General features: G+C 67.1%; 17 protein-coding genes. 6 read left to right on the top strand and 11 right to left on the bottom strand.

All coding sequences use genetic code 11. The features are described 5' to 3' along the window. The 5 genes from ABSF49_RS05130 to ABSF49_RS05150 form a co-directional block, all read right to left on the bottom strand. Positions 1–747, bottom strand: a 747-nt coding sequence (locus ABSF49_RS05130) for a GntR family transcriptional regulator (protein WP_424111555.1), incomplete at its 3' end; no start/stop codon positions are given. A gap of 3 nt (positions 748–750) precedes the next feature. Continuing rightward, positions 751–1,800, bottom strand: coding sequence for an aromatic ring-hydroxylating dioxygenase subunit alpha (locus tag ABSF49_RS05135; RefSeq protein WP_424111556.1), 1,050 nt, complete (start codon positions 1,798–1,800; stop codon positions 751–753). A gap of 340 nt (positions 1,801–2,140) precedes the next feature. After that, positions 2,141–3,733, bottom strand: a complete 1,593-nt coding sequence (purH, locus tag ABSF49_RS05140; protein ID WP_424111557.1) for a bifunctional phosphoribosylaminoimidazolecarboxamide formyltransferase/IMP cyclohydrolase — start codon at positions 3,731–3,733, stop codon at positions 2,141–2,143. Between the two features lie 91 nt (positions 3,734–3,824). Beyond that, entirely contained in the window at positions 3,825–5,579 is a 1,755-nt protein-coding gene (locus ABSF49_RS05145) for a heparinase II/III family protein (RefSeq protein ID WP_424111558.1), read from the bottom strand. A gap of 115 nt (positions 5,580–5,694) precedes the next feature. Beyond that, positions 5,695–7,047, bottom strand: a complete 1,353-nt coding sequence (locus tag ABSF49_RS05150; protein WP_424111559.1) for an RsmB/NOP family class I SAM-dependent RNA methyltransferase — start codon at positions 7,045–7,047, stop codon at positions 5,695–5,697. A 172-nt stretch (positions 7,048–7,219) separates the two neighbouring features. Between ABSF49_RS05150 and ABSF49_RS05155 the strand changes: the two genes are divergently transcribed. Then, complete coding sequence (locus ABSF49_RS05155; RefSeq protein WP_424111560.1) at positions 7,220–7,450, top strand: DUF1674 domain-containing protein; 231 nt, start codon at positions 7,220–7,222, stop codon at positions 7,448–7,450. Between the two features lie 104 nt (positions 7,451–7,554). On the opposite strand, the gene ABSF49_RS05160 is transcribed toward ABSF49_RS05155, so the two are convergent. From ABSF49_RS05160 to ABSF49_RS05180, 5 genes are all read right to left on the bottom strand, one after another. Next, complete coding sequence (locus tag ABSF49_RS05160; RefSeq protein ID WP_424111561.1) at positions 7,555–8,067, bottom strand: L,D-transpeptidase; 513 nt, start codon at positions 8,065–8,067, stop codon at positions 7,555–7,557. A gap of 456 nt (positions 8,068–8,523) precedes the next feature. Then, the gene (gene acs / locus ABSF49_RS05165; protein ID WP_424111562.1) at positions 8,524–10,476 is read right to left on the bottom strand and encodes an acetate--CoA ligase; all 1,953 of its coding nucleotides are present in this window, start codon (positions 10,474–10,476) and stop codon (positions 8,524–8,526) included. A 120-nt stretch (positions 10,477–10,596) separates the two neighbouring features. Continuing rightward, entirely contained in the window at positions 10,597–11,010 is a 414-nt protein-coding gene (locus ABSF49_RS05170; protein ID WP_424111563.1) for an EVE domain-containing protein, read from the bottom strand. A 4-nt stretch (positions 11,011–11,014) separates the two neighbouring features. After that, positions 11,015–11,308, bottom strand: a complete 294-nt coding sequence (locus tag ABSF49_RS05175) for a YciI family protein (protein WP_424111564.1) — start codon at positions 11,306–11,308, stop codon at positions 11,015–11,017. Positions 11,309–11,366: 58 nt separating this feature from the next. Continuing rightward, positions 11,367–12,398, bottom strand: coding sequence for an NAD(P)H-dependent glycerol-3-phosphate dehydrogenase (locus ABSF49_RS05180; protein WP_424111565.1), 1,032 nt, complete (start codon positions 12,396–12,398; stop codon positions 11,367–11,369). A gap of 117 nt (positions 12,399–12,515) precedes the next feature. On the opposite strand from ABSF49_RS05180, the gene ABSF49_RS05185 reads away from it, so the two are divergent. The 4 genes from ABSF49_RS05185 (at position 12,516) to ABSF49_RS05200 (ending at position 16,006) form a co-directional block, all read left to right on the top strand. Beyond that, on the top strand, positions 12,516–13,205 hold the full coding sequence (locus ABSF49_RS05185; RefSeq protein WP_424111566.1) for a Tim44/TimA family putative adaptor protein: 690 nt from the start codon (positions 12,516–12,518) through the stop codon (positions 13,203–13,205). A 46-nt stretch (positions 13,206–13,251) separates the two neighbouring features. Next, a complete protein-coding gene (locus ABSF49_RS05190; protein WP_424111567.1) occupies positions 13,252–14,349 on the top strand; it encodes an MltA domain-containing protein in 1,098 nt (365 codons plus the stop codon). Beyond that, positions 14,346–14,924 (top strand): Smr/MutS family protein, encoded by a 579-nt coding sequence (locus ABSF49_RS05195; protein WP_424111568.1) that lies wholly within the window; start codon positions 14,346–14,348, stop codon positions 14,922–14,924. The genes ABSF49_RS05190 and ABSF49_RS05195 overlap by 4 nt, the downstream gene beginning before the upstream one ends. Before the next feature lie 83 nt (positions 14,925–15,007). Then, a complete protein-coding gene (locus tag ABSF49_RS05200; RefSeq protein WP_424111569.1) occupies positions 15,008–16,006 on the top strand; it encodes an adenosine kinase in 999 nt (332 codons plus the stop codon). Positions 16,007–16,031: 25 nt separating this feature from the next. Here the strand turns inward: ABSF49_RS05200 and ABSF49_RS05205 are convergent, their stop codons facing one another. Beyond that, entirely contained in the window at positions 16,032–16,670 is a 639-nt protein-coding gene (locus tag ABSF49_RS05205) for a hypothetical protein (protein ID WP_424111570.1), read from the bottom strand. A 160-nt stretch (positions 16,671–16,830) separates the two neighbouring features. Between ABSF49_RS05205 and ABSF49_RS05210 the strand changes: the two genes are divergently transcribed. Continuing rightward, positions 16,831–17,430, top strand: a complete 600-nt coding sequence (locus ABSF49_RS05210; protein WP_424111571.1) for a superoxide dismutase — start codon at positions 16,831–16,833, stop codon at positions 17,428–17,430. Positions 17,431–17,486: the final 56 nt, after the last annotated feature.

Genomic DNA, 17,486 nt, shown 5'->3' on the forward strand with positions numbered 1-17,486 from the left:
CACCGGGGAGCGGATCAGCGCCAGTGCCGGCAACAGATCCAGATGGGTTCGATTGCGCAGCGCCAGCCGCAGGTTTCGTGCGGCCAGGCGGGCGTGCTCGCGCATCACCGCCTCCGCGCGCGCGCCTTCCCGATTTTCGATCGCATCGACCACGATGCGGTGATGGTCCTGGGCGATGATCAGGATCTGATGCGCTTCCGGCAGTACGGATTGGGCCATCACGAAGCCGCTGGGGGAAGCGAACGGCAGCGCCGAGGCGCGGTCGATTTGCCGGATCAAGGGCGCGCTGCGCGACAATTCCGTCAGCAACGCATGAAAGCGCGCGTTCATCGTCACATAGGACGAGAACGCTTCCATCGAGACCGGATCCTGCGCGACCAGTTGGTCCAGTTCCGCCAGGTTTTCTTTCAGCGGCTCAAGGTCGCGCGCCGATACCCCTCGCTCGGCCGCGAATCTGGCTGCTAGACCTTCGAGCACCCCGCGCAGTTCGATCGAGTCGAGGATATCGCGTTCGGAAAACGCCTTCACCATGAACCCGCCGGAAGGTATCGCCTCCAGCAGGCCTTCCTCCTCGAGCCGGACCAGCGCCATGCGCACCGGCGTTCGCGACGCGCCGGTGGTCTCGACCGCCTGCAGCTCCGAAATCCGCTCGCCGGGCCGCAACCGGCCGGAAAGGATCAGGTCGCGCAGCGCGAGCTGGGCGCGCACCGTCTGCGATACCGCGCGGTCGGGGTCGCGATCGCTCATGGGTTACTCCGCGGCCTGCATCGCCGGCGGCTGGTTTTCCCGCGCCATCATGCGGTCGATCATGCGCCGCGCCCACATCGCCCCGGCGTCGATGTTGAGATTGTAGAATACGCGATCGGGGTTCTCATCGATGGCGCGCTGCTGGGCTTCGAGAATGATTTCATCTTCGTGGAAAATGCCCGCGACGCCGTCGCGGATTTCCGTGGTGAGCCGCTGTTCGGTCAGGCGATGATTGCGCACGAAGGCCCAGAAATAGTGACAGGTCGTCGCGGTTTCCGGCGTCATGGTATTGAGCACGTAGCCATTGACGCCTTGCGAGCGATCGCCTTGCGGCGCGCCGGTGCCGGTTGGCGCGACGCCGACATCGATATTGACGGTGCCGGGCGCCTGGAAATGAATGATCTGCCAGCGATCGACCAGTCCCGGCTTCTGCAGCTGCTGGGCCCAGAACGGCGGCGCTTCGATGCCGCTCATCCAGCGGGTCACGGTGACGGTATTGTCGCCATGCGCCACATCGAACGGCGCTTCCGCGACGGCTTCATTGCCGATGCTGCCGCCATGGACGAATGTCTCATGCGTCAGGTCCATCAGATTATCGACCACCAGCCGGTAATCGCATTTGACGTGAATCGTCTTGCCGTCGCCGGCCCAGGCCGGATCGTCGTTCCAGTGCATGTCCGGAACCAGCGCGGGGTCGGCCATCGCTGGATCGCCCATCCATAACCAGATGAACCGGTGCCGCTCGACGGCCGGATAGGCGCGCACGCAGGCTGACGGATTGATGGTTTCCTGCGACGGCATGAAGGTGCAACGGCCCGACGCATTGTATTTGAGGCCGTGATAGCCGCACACCACGCTATCGCCTTCGAGACGGCCCTTTGAAAGCGGCACCAGACGATGCCAGCACGCGTCTTCGAGCGCCGTCACCTGTCCGTTGGCTTGCCGGTACATCACCACGTGCTTGCCGCAGATCGTGCGCGGAAACAGCGCGTGCTTGATATCGGCGTCCCATGCCGCGGCGTACCAGGCATTCATCGGAAAGGTCGGGGTCATCGGAAATGCTCCTCGGTGGGTTAAGGATGCATCCATATTGTATACAATGGTGGAGAAATAACAACATTTTCTGGCAGAAATGAGCCAAAATTCCGTAACTTGTATACATATTTGAAAATATCATTGAATCTGAGGGACTTATGCCCGGGCGCGCAAGAAAGCGCACGTGCCGCGAAGGCCGCGCCGAAAGGCAGCCACTCGAATTCACGCTTCGTATTCCCGGTCAGACGCTCAGGATGCCGTTAGAGCATGATCCGGAAAAGGGATCAGGTTTTCCCTCGGGACAAACGCCAGAGGCGTTTGCGCGGAGATCATGCTCAAACAAGAAGATGGGCGGCGCTCAGTGCCGGAAATGCCGGACGCCCGTGAACACCATGGCGATCCCGGCATCGTCGGCGGCTTTTATCACCTCATCGTCGCGGATCGATCCGCCGGGCTGAATCACTGCGGTGGCGCCGGCCTCGATCGTGACCAGCAATCCATCGGCGAACGGAAAGAACGCATCCGACGCCACCACCGAGCCTTTGGTCATCGGTGCGGCAAGCTTCAATTCATCGGCGGCGTCCTGCGCCTTGCGCGCGGCGATGCGCGCGGAATCCACCCGGCTCATCTGTCCGGCGCCGATGCCGACGGTCGCGAGATCCTTGGCGTAGACGATGGTGTTGGATTTGACGTGCTTGGCGACGCGGAATGCGAATTTGAGATCGCGCAGCTCGGCGTCGGTCGGCGTCCGTTTGGTCACGGCCTTCAGCGTCATAGTGTCGACGGACGCATTGTCGCGGCTCTGCACCAGAAGTCCGCCAGCAACGGTTTTCGCCGTCAGCCCGATCGCGCGCGGATCGGGCAGCCCGCCCGCCAGCAACAATCGCAGATTTCGCCGCGCGCCGACGATGGCGATCGCTTCTTCGGTCGCGTCCGGCGCGATGATCACTTCGGTGAAGATTTCGGTGATGGCGCGCGCGGCGTCGGCATCCAGCGTCCGGTTCAGCGCGACAATGCCGCCATAGGCCGAGGTCGAATCGCAGGCCAATGCCTTGCGGTAGGCGCTGACCAGGTCGCTGCCTTCGGCGACGCCACAGGGATTTGCATGCTTGACGATGACGCAGGCGGCGGTGCGCGCCGCGTCGAATTCGGCGAGGCATTCATAGGCCGCATCGGTGTCGTTGATATTGTTGTAGGACAGCTCCTTGCCTTGAAGCTGCCGCGCCGTGGCGACGCCCGGGCGTTTGTCGGGCGTGCGGTAGAACGCCGCTGTCTGATGCGGGTTCTCGCCGTAGCGCAGCGCCTGAATCAGCCGTCCGCCGAAGGCACGGAAATCCGGCGCCTCGGTCTTGAGTTCTTCGGCGAACCAGTTCGAGATCGCGGCGTCATAGGCGGCGGTGCGGGCATAGGCTTTGGCGGCCAGACGTCGCCGCAGCGTCAGCGTGGTGGCGCCCTGATGGGCCGCGAGCTCGTCGAGCACGGCCTGATAATCCCGGGCTTCGACGACCACGGCGACATCATCGTGGTTCTTGGCCGCGGCGCGGATCATCGCGGGGCCGCCGATATCGATGTTCTCGATGCATTCCTCGAAGCCGGCCCCCTTATCGACGGTCGCCTCGAACGGATAGAGATTGACCACCAATAGATCGATCGGCGCGATGCCGTGGTTCTTCATCGCCTGCGCATGTTCGGGATTGTCGCGGATCGCCAGCAGCCCTCCATGCACTTTGGGATGCAGGGTCTTGACCCGCCCATCCATCATTTCCGGAAACCCGGTCAGTTCCGAAACATCCGTGACCTTCAATCCCGCCGCGGCAATCGCCTTGGCGGTACCGCCGGTGGAGACGAGATCGATGCCGTGGCCGGCCAAGGCGCGGGCGAATTCGATCAGTCCGGATTTATCGGAAACGGACAGCAATGCGCGGGTGACGCGGCGCGGATGGTCGGTCATAGCTTGATCCTAAATGGCAGGCCCGCCGGGTAGCACGGTTTTGACGGCCGCGAAACCGGTGCCGGCAACCGGGGATAGGTTGGCCACAATATTACAGAGGCAGTTCCGGCTCGCGGCGCGCGTTACGTTTCGCCGTGGTGGCCGAGGCCGACGCGCTCGAGCGCACGAAACTCCAGCGGATCGAGGAAACCTGCCGCGAGTCCTGGCGAATCACGATCTGGGCGGTGCGCCTGGGCCCGTCGTTTCCGGCCAGGAATACGCTGTCTTCGAGTTCGACCTTGTCGTCGAGGGCCTCGAAGGTCCAGACGTCGCGGTTGGGCAGCACCAGCATGACGCCGCGGGCGTCGCTGAGGCGGCTTGCCTTGACCGACGGATGAAGGTGAAACCGCAGCGCATAGTCGGTCTCGTTGCCCTTGATTCGCCCTCCCGGCGCCGGCGACAACGTGTCCTCGCCGTCAACCCTCGCGCCGTCATGCGCCAGCATCAGCACCCGGCGATGCACCACGCCGAAGCGCTTGAGATAGCCGTCATGCGAGGTGGTCAGCAGTTCGCCATTGGCGACCACCTCGCGATAGCTTTCCACGTTGCCGGGCCCACCAATGATAGGCGCGCCCTGCAGCAGCCGCTTCATCGCCGATAGTTCGACGAACTGGCAGGACGAGGTATCGTGATAGGTCAGCGTCGAATGCGCCGCCGTGCCGCGCGCAAAACTGCGCCAATTGTCGCGGCCGGTCGCGGGCATGCCGCAATTGATGACGATCCGGCTCGGCCCCGACGATAATTCAAACGAGAGGCAGCCGGCATGGGCCTCATGGCTGAGATTCGGCGGCGGCGGCGGACCGGTATCCATGATGATGGTGGTGGCGCCGGCGTCGAGCCGCTGAAAGCCGCTGTGCGGCATGTGTGCCATCGGCGCGCCATGGGCATCGTCATAGGCAAGCAAGGTCGCCAGCAAATCGGAGGGCGCACTGCTCATGCCGTTGAACAGCGCGAAGCTGCCATCGCCGTGGCGGAAGAAGCGCAGCATCGGCATCATGCGGTCGATCGCGTTCAACAACGCCGGTGGCGGCGCAATGTTGCGGGCGGCGAAGGTTTGCCGCAGCGGCAGCAGGTCGATCAACAGCTCGATCAACGCGCCGGGGTTGCGCGAGATGTGTCCGCCGTCGGGCAGGATCTGGCGCTGCAATTCGTCGGACAGTTTTCGCGCGGCAGCGCGGATGTGTCTCGCCTGATTGGCAAGACACAGCGAGGCGTAGCACAGCGCGATCAGCACCTGCAGCCGCGGCACGCCGTCGGGAATATCGAGCATGGTGTAGCGCAGATAGCGGATTTCGCGGGTCAGCCCGCGCAAATAGCGCCGATAGAATTTGCCGTCGGTGTCGCCGAGCACCAGCGGCGCCTGCGACAGCAGCGAGATCACGCGGCGCGCCAGCACATCGGCGCGGCGGCTGACCGGCCGCTTGTGTCCCGGATTTGAAATCCAGTCATCGACCAGCGAGCGCGCATTGGCGCGGGTCAGCGCGGTATCGGCCGCGCGCAAATGCCGCAGCCATCCAAAGCCGAGAAGCGCGACCTCCCAATCCTCCGACGGCGGCTCGAGATCGAAGATCGAGCGTCCGTGGCAGGTCACGATCTTGCCGGCAAAAACAAAGCGGCCGGCATAGATTTCGGCCGCGCGGGTGGCGTCGGCGGTGCGCAGATCGTGCGGGGCGATGATCAGGCGATCGGTGCGGCCCGGCCACAGCCGCGACAGCGCCACCGAGCCACCGCTTGCACGCGCCATCGTGCTCCGCGCGAAACGGCCCAAAATCAGCGTCGAGATTCGTCTGCGGTGAGCGACCGACACGCCTTACCTTGATTGGGAGGATTCTTTCGCGAATCCTTTTAATCCGGAAACGCGGCCAAGACACCATCTTGAAACGGCGCGAATCAGCGTGAAGGCGTCGAAATGCAGTGCAAAATCAGGATTTAACCAGCCGCGCGGCGTAAAAGCCGTCGAGGCCGCCCAGCCGGGGGTCCGGGTGCGGCAGATGACAGGGCAGGGTACGCAAATCTCCCTCCGCGGTCAGGATTTCAGTGAGGCCAGCGACCTCGCTCGCCTCGATCGGGATGCGGTGCATCGCGGGTTCGGCAATCAGAAGTGCGGCGATGGCCTGCTCGCCCTCTTCGGGTTCCAGCGAACAGGTGCAATAGACCAGCATTCCACCCGGCTTCAGCGCCGCGACCGCCTTTTGCAGCAATCGCTTCTGCTGCGCCGCCAGCGCGATGATATCGGACTCCTGCCGGAGCCAGCCGACATCGGGGTGGCGCCGGATCGTGCCGGTCGAGGTGCAGGGTGCATCGATCAATATGCCGTCGAAATCCCCATTGCTGTGCTGGCCGAGCCAGTCGGCGGCGTCAGCCACCGCGGTCTCCGCCTGAAGCGTCAGTCGCGCCAGATTGTCGCGCAGCCGCGCCATGCGGCTGGGCGAACGATCGATCGCGGTGACGCGCGCGCCGGCCTGTGCGAGCTGCGCCGTCTTGCCGCCGGGCGCGGCACAGAGGTCAACGATGGTCTTGCCGGCGACGTCGCCGAACAGGCGCGCCGGCAAAGCGGCGGCGGCGTCCTGTACCCACCAATGGCCCTCGGTGAATCCCGGCAGCATCGTTACCGACCCCTGCAGCAGCGTGCGCACCGACCCCGTCGGCAGCACTTCGCCATGCAGGCGTGTCGCCCACTGCTCGGCGTCGGACTTCACGGTCAGATCGAGCGACGGTTCCTGGCCGATCGCAACCGCGATGTCGCGCGCCACCGCCTCGCCGTAATGGGCGATCCAGCGTGCCAAGAGCCACGGCGGCACGTCGAGCGTCTGCGACTTTACTTCCTCGATCAGCGGGTGTCCCTCGCGGGCGCAGCGGCGCAGCACCGCATTGACGAGCCCGGCATATTTCGCGGCCCGCCGATCCGACTGCACCAGCCGCACCGACAGATCGACCGCGGCATGGTCGGGCACATCCATCCACAGGATCTGCGCGGCGCCGATCAGGAGCGCACTTTGCGCGCGTGGGGCGTCGGTCGGGATGCCGCGATCGAGCAGCCGCGACAGCACATGGCCCAGCGTGCCCAATCGCCGCAAAATCGTTGCCACCAGGCGCCGCATCAGGGCGCGGTCGCGATCGGAGAGGCTTTTCAGCCCGGGATGCGCGGCGGCGCCGTCGAGTTGCTCGTCGAGCGTCCGGTGCTTGTGCAGCACGCCGTCAAGAATATCGGCTGCGATCCGCCGCGCCGCTAGACCAGGCACCTCGGATGGCAGGGCGAATCGTTGTGGGGGCATGGAGCGGGAGCATTTCGCAGTATCGGACGGCTTTTGCCGTCAAAAGGGAAAACACCTTTGGCAGCGGAATATGCCAAATGTAAGAATCGCCTTTATGACTTCATAGTTTGGGTGTGAGCTCACTGTCGAAACCTTGAATCGAGTGGACCAGTCCCGCGGCTGGAAATTGGCGATGACGGACGATTCTTCACAGCGTGTGACGACCGCACCCACACCGGCACCCTCGCCGGAACGGAAACCATTGTCGCCGGCGGCAAAACGCGCGCTCGCGGAGGCGGAGGCGCGCCGGCGAGCGGCGACAGCCGATGCCAAGCCTGTGCCGAAGGAATTCCAGGGACCGCAGGGCCCGGAACCGACCCGGTACGGCGACTGGGAAACCAAAGGCATCGCCTCGGATTTTTGAACCCTGCCAGCAAAGTCATTCCGGGGCGCGCACCAGCGCGAACCCGGAATCTCGAGATTCCGGGTCTGGTCCTTCGGACCATCCCGGAATGACAAAATTTCAGATCAGCGCGTGACCACCACCGTGGTGCCGACGGAAACCCGCTGGTACAGGTCGGTGATATCCGGATTCAACATGCGGATGCAGCCATAGGACACGAATCCGCCGACCGAACCCGGCATGTTGGTGCCGTGGATCGCGTATTCGCCGCCTGCCAGCGTCATCGCGGCGACGCCCATCGGATTGCGCGGCGAACCGCCGGCGATCACGTCCGGTATCGACGGCTTGTCACGCTTCACTTCCGCGGGCGGCGACCAGGCCGGATTGCGGTATTTGCCGTCGATCCGGGTGGTACCGGCCCATTGCTTGCCGGATTTGCCGACGCCGACCGGGTAGCGGACCGCATGGCCCTGATCGAGGATCAGATACAGGCGGCGTTCGTTGGTCCGCACGACGATGGTTCCCGGCGAATAATCACCGCGGACGCCGACCATTTCCGGGTTCGCCTGTGCGCCCGTCGTTCCCAGCATCCCCGCCCCGATGGTGGCCGCCAGCGCCACCGCGATCCTCAACCGCATCGTTTTCTCCAATTTCGTTTCCGCCGCCCGGTCCGGACAGTCAAATCTCGACGCAAAACCCGCAAAATAGCGGCTTTACCCAAGCATTCTTACCCACGTATTTTTAACCGCGTGCGTTAACCAAACGCTTTCCGCGCGGGGTCAGGGGCTGGTTCCGCAGCAGCAGCAAAGGAAATGTTGCAAACAAAGTAAATGACCTGAAAACAACACTCGCCAGGAAACGTGCCGCAGCCGCAAGCTGCCCCTGACGATTGCGTGAGCGAGAACCGGTGTCCGGAGTACCGCGCGGCCGCGAGCGACGCGAAGCAACGGCGCTCGCTCCGCGCTCCACGCGGCGAGGGGCTGCCCGCCAATCGTGACGTCGCAATGTGCAGTGATTCCACCCTCACCCGAAATTCGCCAATGCGAATTTCGGCCTCACTGCAAGCCGAGCGAGGTTTGACGAGCACGGCTATGTTACGCCGACGCGTCCTTCTTGTTCTGGCGGTGCGCGACCAGATCGTCGACCACGGCGGGATCCGCCAGCGTCGAGGTGTCGCCGAGGCTTCCCGGTTCGTCCTCCGCGATCTTGCGCAGGATACGGCGCATGATCTTGCCGGAGCGGGTTTTCGGCAGCCCCGGCGCGAACTGAATCTGGTCGGGGGAGGCGATCGGGCCGATGTCCTTGCGCACCCAGGCCACCAGTTCCTTGCGCAACTCCTCGCTCGGCTCGGTGCCGGTCATCAAGGTCACATAGGCGTAGATGCCCTGGCCCTTGATGTCGTGGGGGTAGCCGACCACGGCGGCCTCCGAGACTTTCGCGTGCGCCACCAGCGAACTCTCGACTTCGGCGGTGCCCATGCGATGGCCGGAGACGTTGATCACGTCATCGACGCGCCCGGTGATCCAGTAGTAGCCGTCGGCATCGCGGCGGCAGCCGTCACCGGTGAAATATTTGCCCTTGTAGGTCGAGAAATAGGTCTGCTCGAAGCGGGCGTGATCGCCATAGACCGTGCGCATCTGCCCCGGCCAGGATTTGGCGATGCAGAGATTGCCCTGGCATTCGCCCTCCAGCACCTTGCCGTCGGCGTCGACGATTTCAGGCACCACGCCGAAGAACGGCGTCGTGGCCGACCCCGGCTTGAGTTTGGTGGCGCCGGGCAATGGCGTGATCAGGATGCCGCCGGTCTCGGTCTGCCACCAGGTGTCGACGATCGGGCAGCGGCCGTCGCCGACGACCCGGTGATACCATTCCCAGGCCTCGGGATTGATCGGCTCGCCGACCGAGCCGAGCAGCCTGAGCGAGGCGCGGCTCGTCTTCTTCACCGGCGCTTCGCCGGCGGCCATCAGCGAACGGATCGCGGTCGGCGCGGTGTAGAAGATGTTGACGTTGTATTTGTCGATCACTTCCCAAAAGCGGCTGACGCTCGGGTAGTTCGGCACGCCCTCGAACATCAGCGTCGTCGCGCCGTTGGCGAGCGGGCCGTAGACGATGTAGCTGTGGCCGGTCACCCAGCCGACGTCGGCGGTGCACCAATAGACGTCGCCTTCGTGGTAGTCGAACACGTACTGGTGGGTCATCGCCGCATAGACGAGATAGCCGGCGGTGGTGTGCAGCACGCCCTTCGGCGCGCCGGTCGAGCCTGAGGTGTAGAGGATGAACAGCGGGTCCTCGGCATTGACGCGCTCGACCGGGCAATGGGCGGAGACGCGCTCGAGCGCCTCGTGCATCCAGACGTCGCGGCCCGGCGTCCAGGCGACTTCGCCGCCGGTGCGCCTGACGACCAGTACGTGCTTGACGTTCGTCGCCTTCTTCAGCGCCTCGTCGACATTGGCTTTCAGCGGCACCCTGCGGCCGCCGCGCAGGCCCTCGTCGGCGGTGACGACGATGTCGGATTTCGCGTCCTCGATGCGGCCGGCGAGCGCGTCGGGCGAGAAGCCGCCGAAGACGACCGAATGAATGGCGCCCAGGCGCGCGCAGGCGAGCATCGCGTAGGCGGCCTCGGGGATCATCGGCATGTAGATCGTCACCCGATCGCCTTTGCGCACGCCGTGCCAGTAGAGCACGTTGGCGAACTTGTTCACCTGCTCGTAGAGTTCGGCGTAGGTGATCAGCTTCGATTCGTCGGGCGAGTCGCCTTCCCAGATGATCGCGGTTTGGTTGGCGCGCTTGGGAAGATGGCGGTCGATGCAATTGTAGGCGGCGTTGGTTTCGCCGTCCTCGTACCAGTTGATCGCGACGTGGTGCGAATCCCACGAGATGTCGCGCACCTTGGTGAAGGGCTTGAACCAGTCGATGCGCTTGCCCTCGTCGCCCCAGAAGCCGTCGGGGTCCTTGATCGAGCGCCGGTACATCTCCTCGTAACGCGCCTCGTCGATCCAGGCGCGCTTGGCCCAGTCCGCGGATACGCCGTACACCTTCTCGGACATCGTTCTCTCCCTGGCGCGCCCGCGAGCGCGCTTATGTGGGGGCAATATGCCCCAGCGCGGCGGCGCGCTTCAAGCCAAGCCGCTTATGGCCTTTGGTCTTACGTCTTCGGCTTGGCCGCTTCAGGCCTTCGCCAGCGCGAGCACGGCGCGCCATTCCTCGGCCGTCACCGGCTGGACCGACAGGCGCGAATTGACCACCAGGATCATCTTGGCCAGGCGCTTGTCGGCCTTGATCTCCTCGAGCGTCACCGGCCGCTCGAGCGCGCGGACCGCCTTGAAGTCGACCATGCCGAAGCGGCCGCTGTCGTCGGTCGGGTCCGGGTAGTAGGGCTTGCTCACGGCGACGATTCCGACAATCGCCTTGCCCTCGTTGGAATGATAGAAGAACGCCTCTTCGCCGACCTTCATCGCCATCAGGTTGAGCTTGGCGGCATGGTTGCGCACCCCGTTCCAGCTCGTGCCCTTCTCGCCCGCCGCGATCTGGTCGGCGAACGACCAAGCCGAGGGCTCACTCTTCACCAGCCAGTGGGCCATCGTCTCATCTCGCAATCGTGATCCCCAGCGCCTGGCGCCAGGGCTTGAGGTCGACCGAGGCGAACAGCCCCCCCTCCGCATAAGGATCGGCGGCGAGGATCGCGCGCGCTTCCGCTTCGTCGAGCGTCTCGAAGATCAGCAGCGAGCCGATCGGATTCTGCCTCTCCGGATCGAGCAGCGCGCCGGCGGCTCTCACCTTCGCGCCGAGCGAGGACAGATAAACGAGATGCGCCGGGCGACGCCCCGTCCGCTTGGCGAGACTGTCGGGCTTGTCGATGCAGGTGGCGACGAACAGCATGCGCGTCTCTCGAAAGGACGGCAAAAACTAGGCGATCGCGCCGCGGCGGTCAAAGCGCTTATGCGTCGTCCTCACCCTTGAGCGGGCGCGCGAGCAGAGCGCCGACCGTATGCGCGGCGTCGATCCGGCCGTCGATCAACGCCTCGACCGCGGCCGAAATCGGCATCTCGACCGCGCGCGCGCGCGCCATCTGCATCAGCGCGGCGGCGGTCAGCGCGCCTTCGACCAGCTTGCCGGCGCTCGCCTCGGCGACGCTCGCGCCGCGCCCGAGCGCCTGGCCAAAGGCGAAATTGCGCGACTGGGCGGTCGAACAGGTCAGCACCAGGTCGCCGAGTCCCGAAAGGCCCATCAACGTCGTCGGCCGCGCGCCGAAGGCGGCGGCGAAGCGGCGAAGCTCGGCGAAGCCGCGTGCGATCAGCGCCGACCCGGCGCTGGCGCCGAGGCCGAGCCCCGCCACGACGCCGCAGGCGATCGCCAGCACGTTCTTGGCCGCGCCGCCGATCTCGACGCCGCGCGGGTCGGTCGAGTGATAGAGCCGGAGGTTCGGCCCGCTGAGCGCCGCCGATAGCGCGCGCGCCAGCGCCTCGTCGACGCTCGCCAGCGTCACCGCTGTCGGCAGACCGGCGGCGACGTCGGCGGCGAAGCTCGGCCCGGAGAGGATCGCCGCCGGCCAGCCCGGCGCCGCCTCGGCGACGACCTCGGTCATGAAGCGCTGCGAGCCGCGCTCGATCCCTTTGGCGCAGACGATCAGCGGCCGCGGCGCGAGCCGCTCGGCGAGGCGCGCCGCGGCCGCGCGCGCGGCTTGGGCGGGAACGACCAGCAGGAGGGCGTCGGCGGCGGCGAGCGCGCCGATCTCGCTGGCGACCGTCGCGGCGGGCGCAAGCGCGACCCCGGGCAGATGCGCGCTCGTCCGCGTGCGCGCCAGCGCCGCCAGCGCATCGGCGTCGCGGCCCCAGACGACGACCGCGCGGCCGGCCGCCGCCGCGGCGTTGGCGAGCGCCAGGCCCCAGGCCCCCGCCCCGGCGACGCCGATCGTCGCAAACTTGCTCACCTTGCCCCTCCGCGTCGCCAGTCCGCCAGTTGAAACCATCGCCGCCGCGTCGGCGCAACCCCCGCGCGCACGGAGCTTCTAGCCAAATGGACCGGATCGCCCTAACTAGGTCTGGAACGCGCCGACGGCCATGGCGGCGACGCGAAGGAAGCGGCGATGCAGATGGACATTTCGACGATCGTCTTCGCCCTGGTGGCCGTCTTCGTCGCCTGGAAGCTGCGCTCGGTGCTCGGGACCCGCGGACCGACGCAGCCGCCGCTCGACCGCCGTCCGCCGGGCGGCTTCGCCCCGCCGCCGCGCGGCGGCGAGGTCATCGACCTCAAGCCCGCGGCCGCGCCGAGCGAGCCGCCGCCCGCGCCTGACCGTTGGAAGGGCTTCGCCGCGCCGGGCACGCCGGCCGCCGCCGGCTTCGACGCGATTGCCGCCGTCGATGCGTCCTTCGCCCCCGACAGCTTCCTCAGCGGCGCGCGGACCGCCTACGAGATGATCGTCGGCGCCTTCGCCGCCGGCGACCTGCCGACGCTCCGGCGCCTGCTCGCGCCCGAAGTGCTGGCCAATTTCGAAAAGGCGATCCGCGACCGCGTCGCCGCCGAGCAGACGATGACGACGACGCTGGTGTCGATCGACGCCGCCAACATCATCGAGGCGCGGCTCGCCGGCATGGTCGCTTCCGTCGCCGTGCGCTTCGCCGCCAAGCTGGCATCGGTGACGCGCGACAAGGCGGGCGTGGCGATCGAGGGCTCGCCCAACGACGTCGTCGACCATCTCGACGTGTGGACGTTTACGCGCGACGTCGCCGCGGGCGACCCCAATTGGCTGTTGGCGGCGACCCAGACCGTGAACTGAGGCGGGCGCCGACCGCCGTGGCGGCGAAGCCGAAGCGGAGCCCGCCGTGACGCCGCAGCCGCATCCCCTCGCGTTCGACGCGCTCGCCGGATTCGCCGACGACGACGCGCTCGCCGCCTTCGCCGCCTTTCGCGACTGGGCGCGCGCGGCCTGCGCACAAGCGGCGCCGCTGCGCGCGGCGAAGGCGCCTTCGCCGCGGCTGATGCAAGCCGCTGAGGCGGCGTGCGCGGCCACGATCGCCGACGCCGACGCCGCGCGCCGTTTCTTCGTCGAGACCTTCCGCCCCTGGCGCGTCGTCTCCGACGCGGCGGACGGCGCCGCTTTCTTCACCGGCTATTACGAACCCGTGGTCGACGCCTCGCTGACGCCGACGGCGCAATTCGCCGCCCCGGTTCTCGCGCGGCCGCGCGACCTCGTCGGCTTCGCGCCGGGCGAAGGGCCGCCGGGCTTCGATCCGGCGCTCGCCGGCGCTCAAAGGCGCGAAGACGGGCGCCTCGTCCCCTACCCCGACCGCGCTTCGATCGAGGCGAAAGGCGGCGAAGCGGTCGCCTGGCTCGCCGACGCGGTCGAAGTGTTCTTCGCCCAGGTGCAGGGCTCGGCGCGGCTGCGGCTCGCCGACGGGCGCAGGGCGCGGCTCGTCTATGACGGCCGCAACGGCCAGCCCTATGCGTCGATCGGCCGGCTGCTGATCGAGGCGGGCGAGATTCCGGAGCGCGAAATGTCGCTCGCGCGCCTCAAGGCGTGGCTGCGCGCGAACGGGCTGAAGCCCGGCGACAAGGGCCGCGCGATCCTGCAGCGCAACGCCTCCTACGTGTTCTTCCGCCTGGTCGAGGACATCGACCCGGCGCTGGGACCGATCGGCGGCGCCGGGATTGCATTGACGCCGCTGCGCTCGATCGCGATCGATCGCGCGCTGTGGTCCTACGGCCTGCCGTTCTGGATCGACGCGGCGCTGCCCTGGGAGAACGACGACTTGAGCCCGTTCCGCCGGCTGATGGTCGCCCACGACACCGGTTCGGCGATCGTCGGCCTGGCGCGCGCCGACATCTTTTTCGGCGCCGGCGACGCAGCGGGCGCGCACGCCGGCGCCATCCGCCATCGCGGCCTCTTCGCCGTTCTCGCGCCATGGGGAGACGAGCCGTGAAGGAGACGGCGGAAAGGCCGGCGCGGCTGCGCCGCCTCAGCGAGGAAGAGATCGCGCTGTGGATCGAGGTCGCCAAGAGCGTCGCGCGGCGACGCGGCGCGACCTTGCCGACGCTCGCTTCGCCGCGGCCCGCCGCCGCGCCCGCCCCCGCCGCCGAAGCCCCGCCGCCGCCGACCGCGTCGACGAGGCCGCATCGCCCGGCGGGACCGCCGCCGCTGGCGCCGCTCGAGCGACGGCTGAAGCGCGACCTCGCACGCGGCCGCGCCATCGTCGACAGCGTCCTCGACCTGCACGGCATGAGCCAAGCCGAGGCGCATCACGCCTTGCGCGGGTTTCTCGTCCAGGCGCAGATGCAGGGCTTCCGCCTGGTGATCGTCATCACCGGCAAGGGCGCCCGCGCGGCTCGGGACGACGAGGATTGGTTTCACGAAACCGGCGTGCTGCGCCGCCTCGTCCCGCACTGGCTGCGCGAGCCCGACCTGCGCTCGACGGTGCTCGGCTTCGAGGAGGCCGGCCCCGGCCACGGCGGCGCCGGCGCGCTCTACGTGCGCCTGCGCCGGCGCGACCGGCGCTGAGAAAAAGGGCGGCTCGGCGGCGGCGTTTGACCTCGCCGTCCCGAGGCGCCAGAAGGCGCGCGGCGCGAGGGGGCCTCTCCATCATGGTTGAAAGCGTAGACGTTCTCGGCCTGGGCAATTCGCTGGTCGACATCATCGCCGAGACCGACGACGCCTATCTGCGGGCGCAGGACATGGTCAAAGGGGCGATGACGCTGATCGACGAGGAGCGCGCCGAGGCGCTCTACGCCGCACGCGTCGCGCCGCGGGTCGTCTCCGGCGGTTCGGCGGCCAACACCATCGTCGGCGTCGCCTCCTTCGGCGTCAGCGGCGCCTATATCGGCAAGGTCAAGGCCGACGACCTCGGCCACGCCTTCATCGCCGATTTGCGCGCGACCGGCGTCGCCTTCGACACCCCTCCCGCCGCCGACGGTCCGGCGACCGGACGCTGCCTGGTCTACGTCACCCCAGACGGCGAGCGGACGATGAACACCTTTCTCGGCGCGAGTTCGCATCTCGCGCCGCCCGATGTCGACGAGGCCTTGGTGAAGGCGGCCCGCATCGTCTATCTCGAAGGTTACATGTGGGACCGGCCGGCGGCGAAGTCGGCCTTCCTCAAGGCGGGGGAGATCGCGCGCGCCGCCAGTCGCCGCGTCGCGCTGACGCTTTCGGATTCGTTCTGCGTCGACCGCTTTCGCGGCGAATTCATCGATCTGATGCGGCGCGGCATCGTCGACACCCTGTTCGCCAACACCGACGAGATCCTGTCGCTCTACGAGACGCCGAGTCTCGACGAAGCGCTGGCGGCGGTGCGCCGCGAAGGCGTGCTCGCCGCTGTGACGCGCTCGGAGAAGGGTTCGGTCGTCGTCGAGGGACGCCACACTTACGAGGTCCCGGCGTTCCCGATCGCGCGGCTCGCCGACACCACCGGCGCCGGCGATCTCTACGCGGCCGGCTTCCTCGCCGGCCTGGCGCGCGGCGCGGATCTCAAGGCCTGCGCGGCGCTCGGCGCGCTCGCCGCCGCCGAGATCATCCAGCATCTCGGCGCGCGGCCCGAGGCGCCGCTGGCGTCGCTGGCGCGCGACAGCGGCCTCGCGGTCTGAACGGCGCGCGCGGCGCGAAGCGCGTTCAGGCGCGCGCGCTGGCGAGATACGACTTGAAGTCGTCCATCGAGGCGAAGCGGAACGCGCCGCCCTCGGTCTCGGCCTCGATCGAGCCGTCGGAGAAAATCTTGTAGTTGGCGCCGCCGGCGCTGTAGTGGCCGACCAAGGTCGGCGCCGCCACCGCCGCGGCGGCCGCGAGCGCCTGCTCGAGATCGGCGACGCTCGGCGCGCCGGCGACGGCGGCCTCCTCGACCGGCGCCTCCGTCAGCGCCTCGTCGGCCGGCTCCTCGGCAGCGGTATGGGCGTCGACTGGCGGCGCTTCGACGGCGTGCGCCTCGCCCTCCTCCGCGGCGGCTTCCAGCTCGGCGGGCGCCGCGTCAGGTTCGTGCTCCGCATGGTCATGCAAATGCAGGGCGGCCGCGACCTCGGCCTCTTCCGGCAGGTCTTCGACCGCCGCGGCGAAATGCACCATTTGCGTCAGCGCTTCGAGCCGAAGCACGGCGACGCCGATCGCCACCGTCACCACGCCGCCGCTGACGAGGATCGCGCCGCAGCAGGCGTAGAGCAGGCCGAGCTCGGTCGGCAGCAGGTCGAAGCTGGCCGCCAGGCCGCCCGCGCCCGCTGCGATGAGGACTAATCCCAAAACGAAGGTGACGATCGTCATCTGCTCTTCCGATTCGCTCAATTTATCAAAATGGCGGCCGAGCGCCAGATCGCCTTGGTTGCAGGGGGCGGTGCGGCGGTTTAACTATGGCGTTGGGTGCGAACGATGGCGCTCGCTCGGCGCGCCCCTTTCCGCACAACATCTTCATGGAGCAACGTCGATGACCTTTTCGCTTCCCGATCTCCCCTACGCCTACGAGTCGCTCGCGCCTTACATGTCGAAGGAGACGCTCGAATTCCATCACGACAAGCACCACCTTGCCTACGTCAACAATGGCAATAACCTCCTTAAAGGCACCGAGTGGGAAGGCAAGTCGCTCGAGGACATCGTGCGCGGCTCGTTCGGCAAGAACGTCGCCCTGTTCAACAACGCCGGCCAACATTACAACCACATGCAATTCTGGAAATGGATGAAGCCGAACGGCGGCGGCAAGATCCCCGGCGCGCTCGAGAAGGCGCTGATCGATTCGTTCGGTTCGGTCGACAAGGCCAAAGAGGCTTTGGTCCAGGCCGGCGCGACCCAGTTCGGCTCGGGTTGGGGCTGGCTCGCAGTCGTCGACGGCAAGATCGTCGCCACCAAGACCGCGAACGGCGAGAACCCGCTCGTCCACAATGGCAAGCCGATCCTCGGCGTCGACGTATGGGAACATTCCTATTACATCGACTACCGCAACCGGCGGCCCGACTACCTCAAGGCGTTCGTCGACCATCTGGTCAACTGGGAATACGTCGCCGAACTCTATCACGCCGCGATCGGCTGATCGCCGCCGCCGCGCAGCGGGCTCGTCACGCGACGAGCCCGCCTGGCCCGGCGACC

Origin of the sequence: Roseiarcus sp. (genome assembly GCF_049514155.1) — a bacterium.
Lineage (GTDB): Bacteria > Pseudomonadota > Alphaproteobacteria > Rhizobiales > Beijerinckiaceae > Roseiarcus.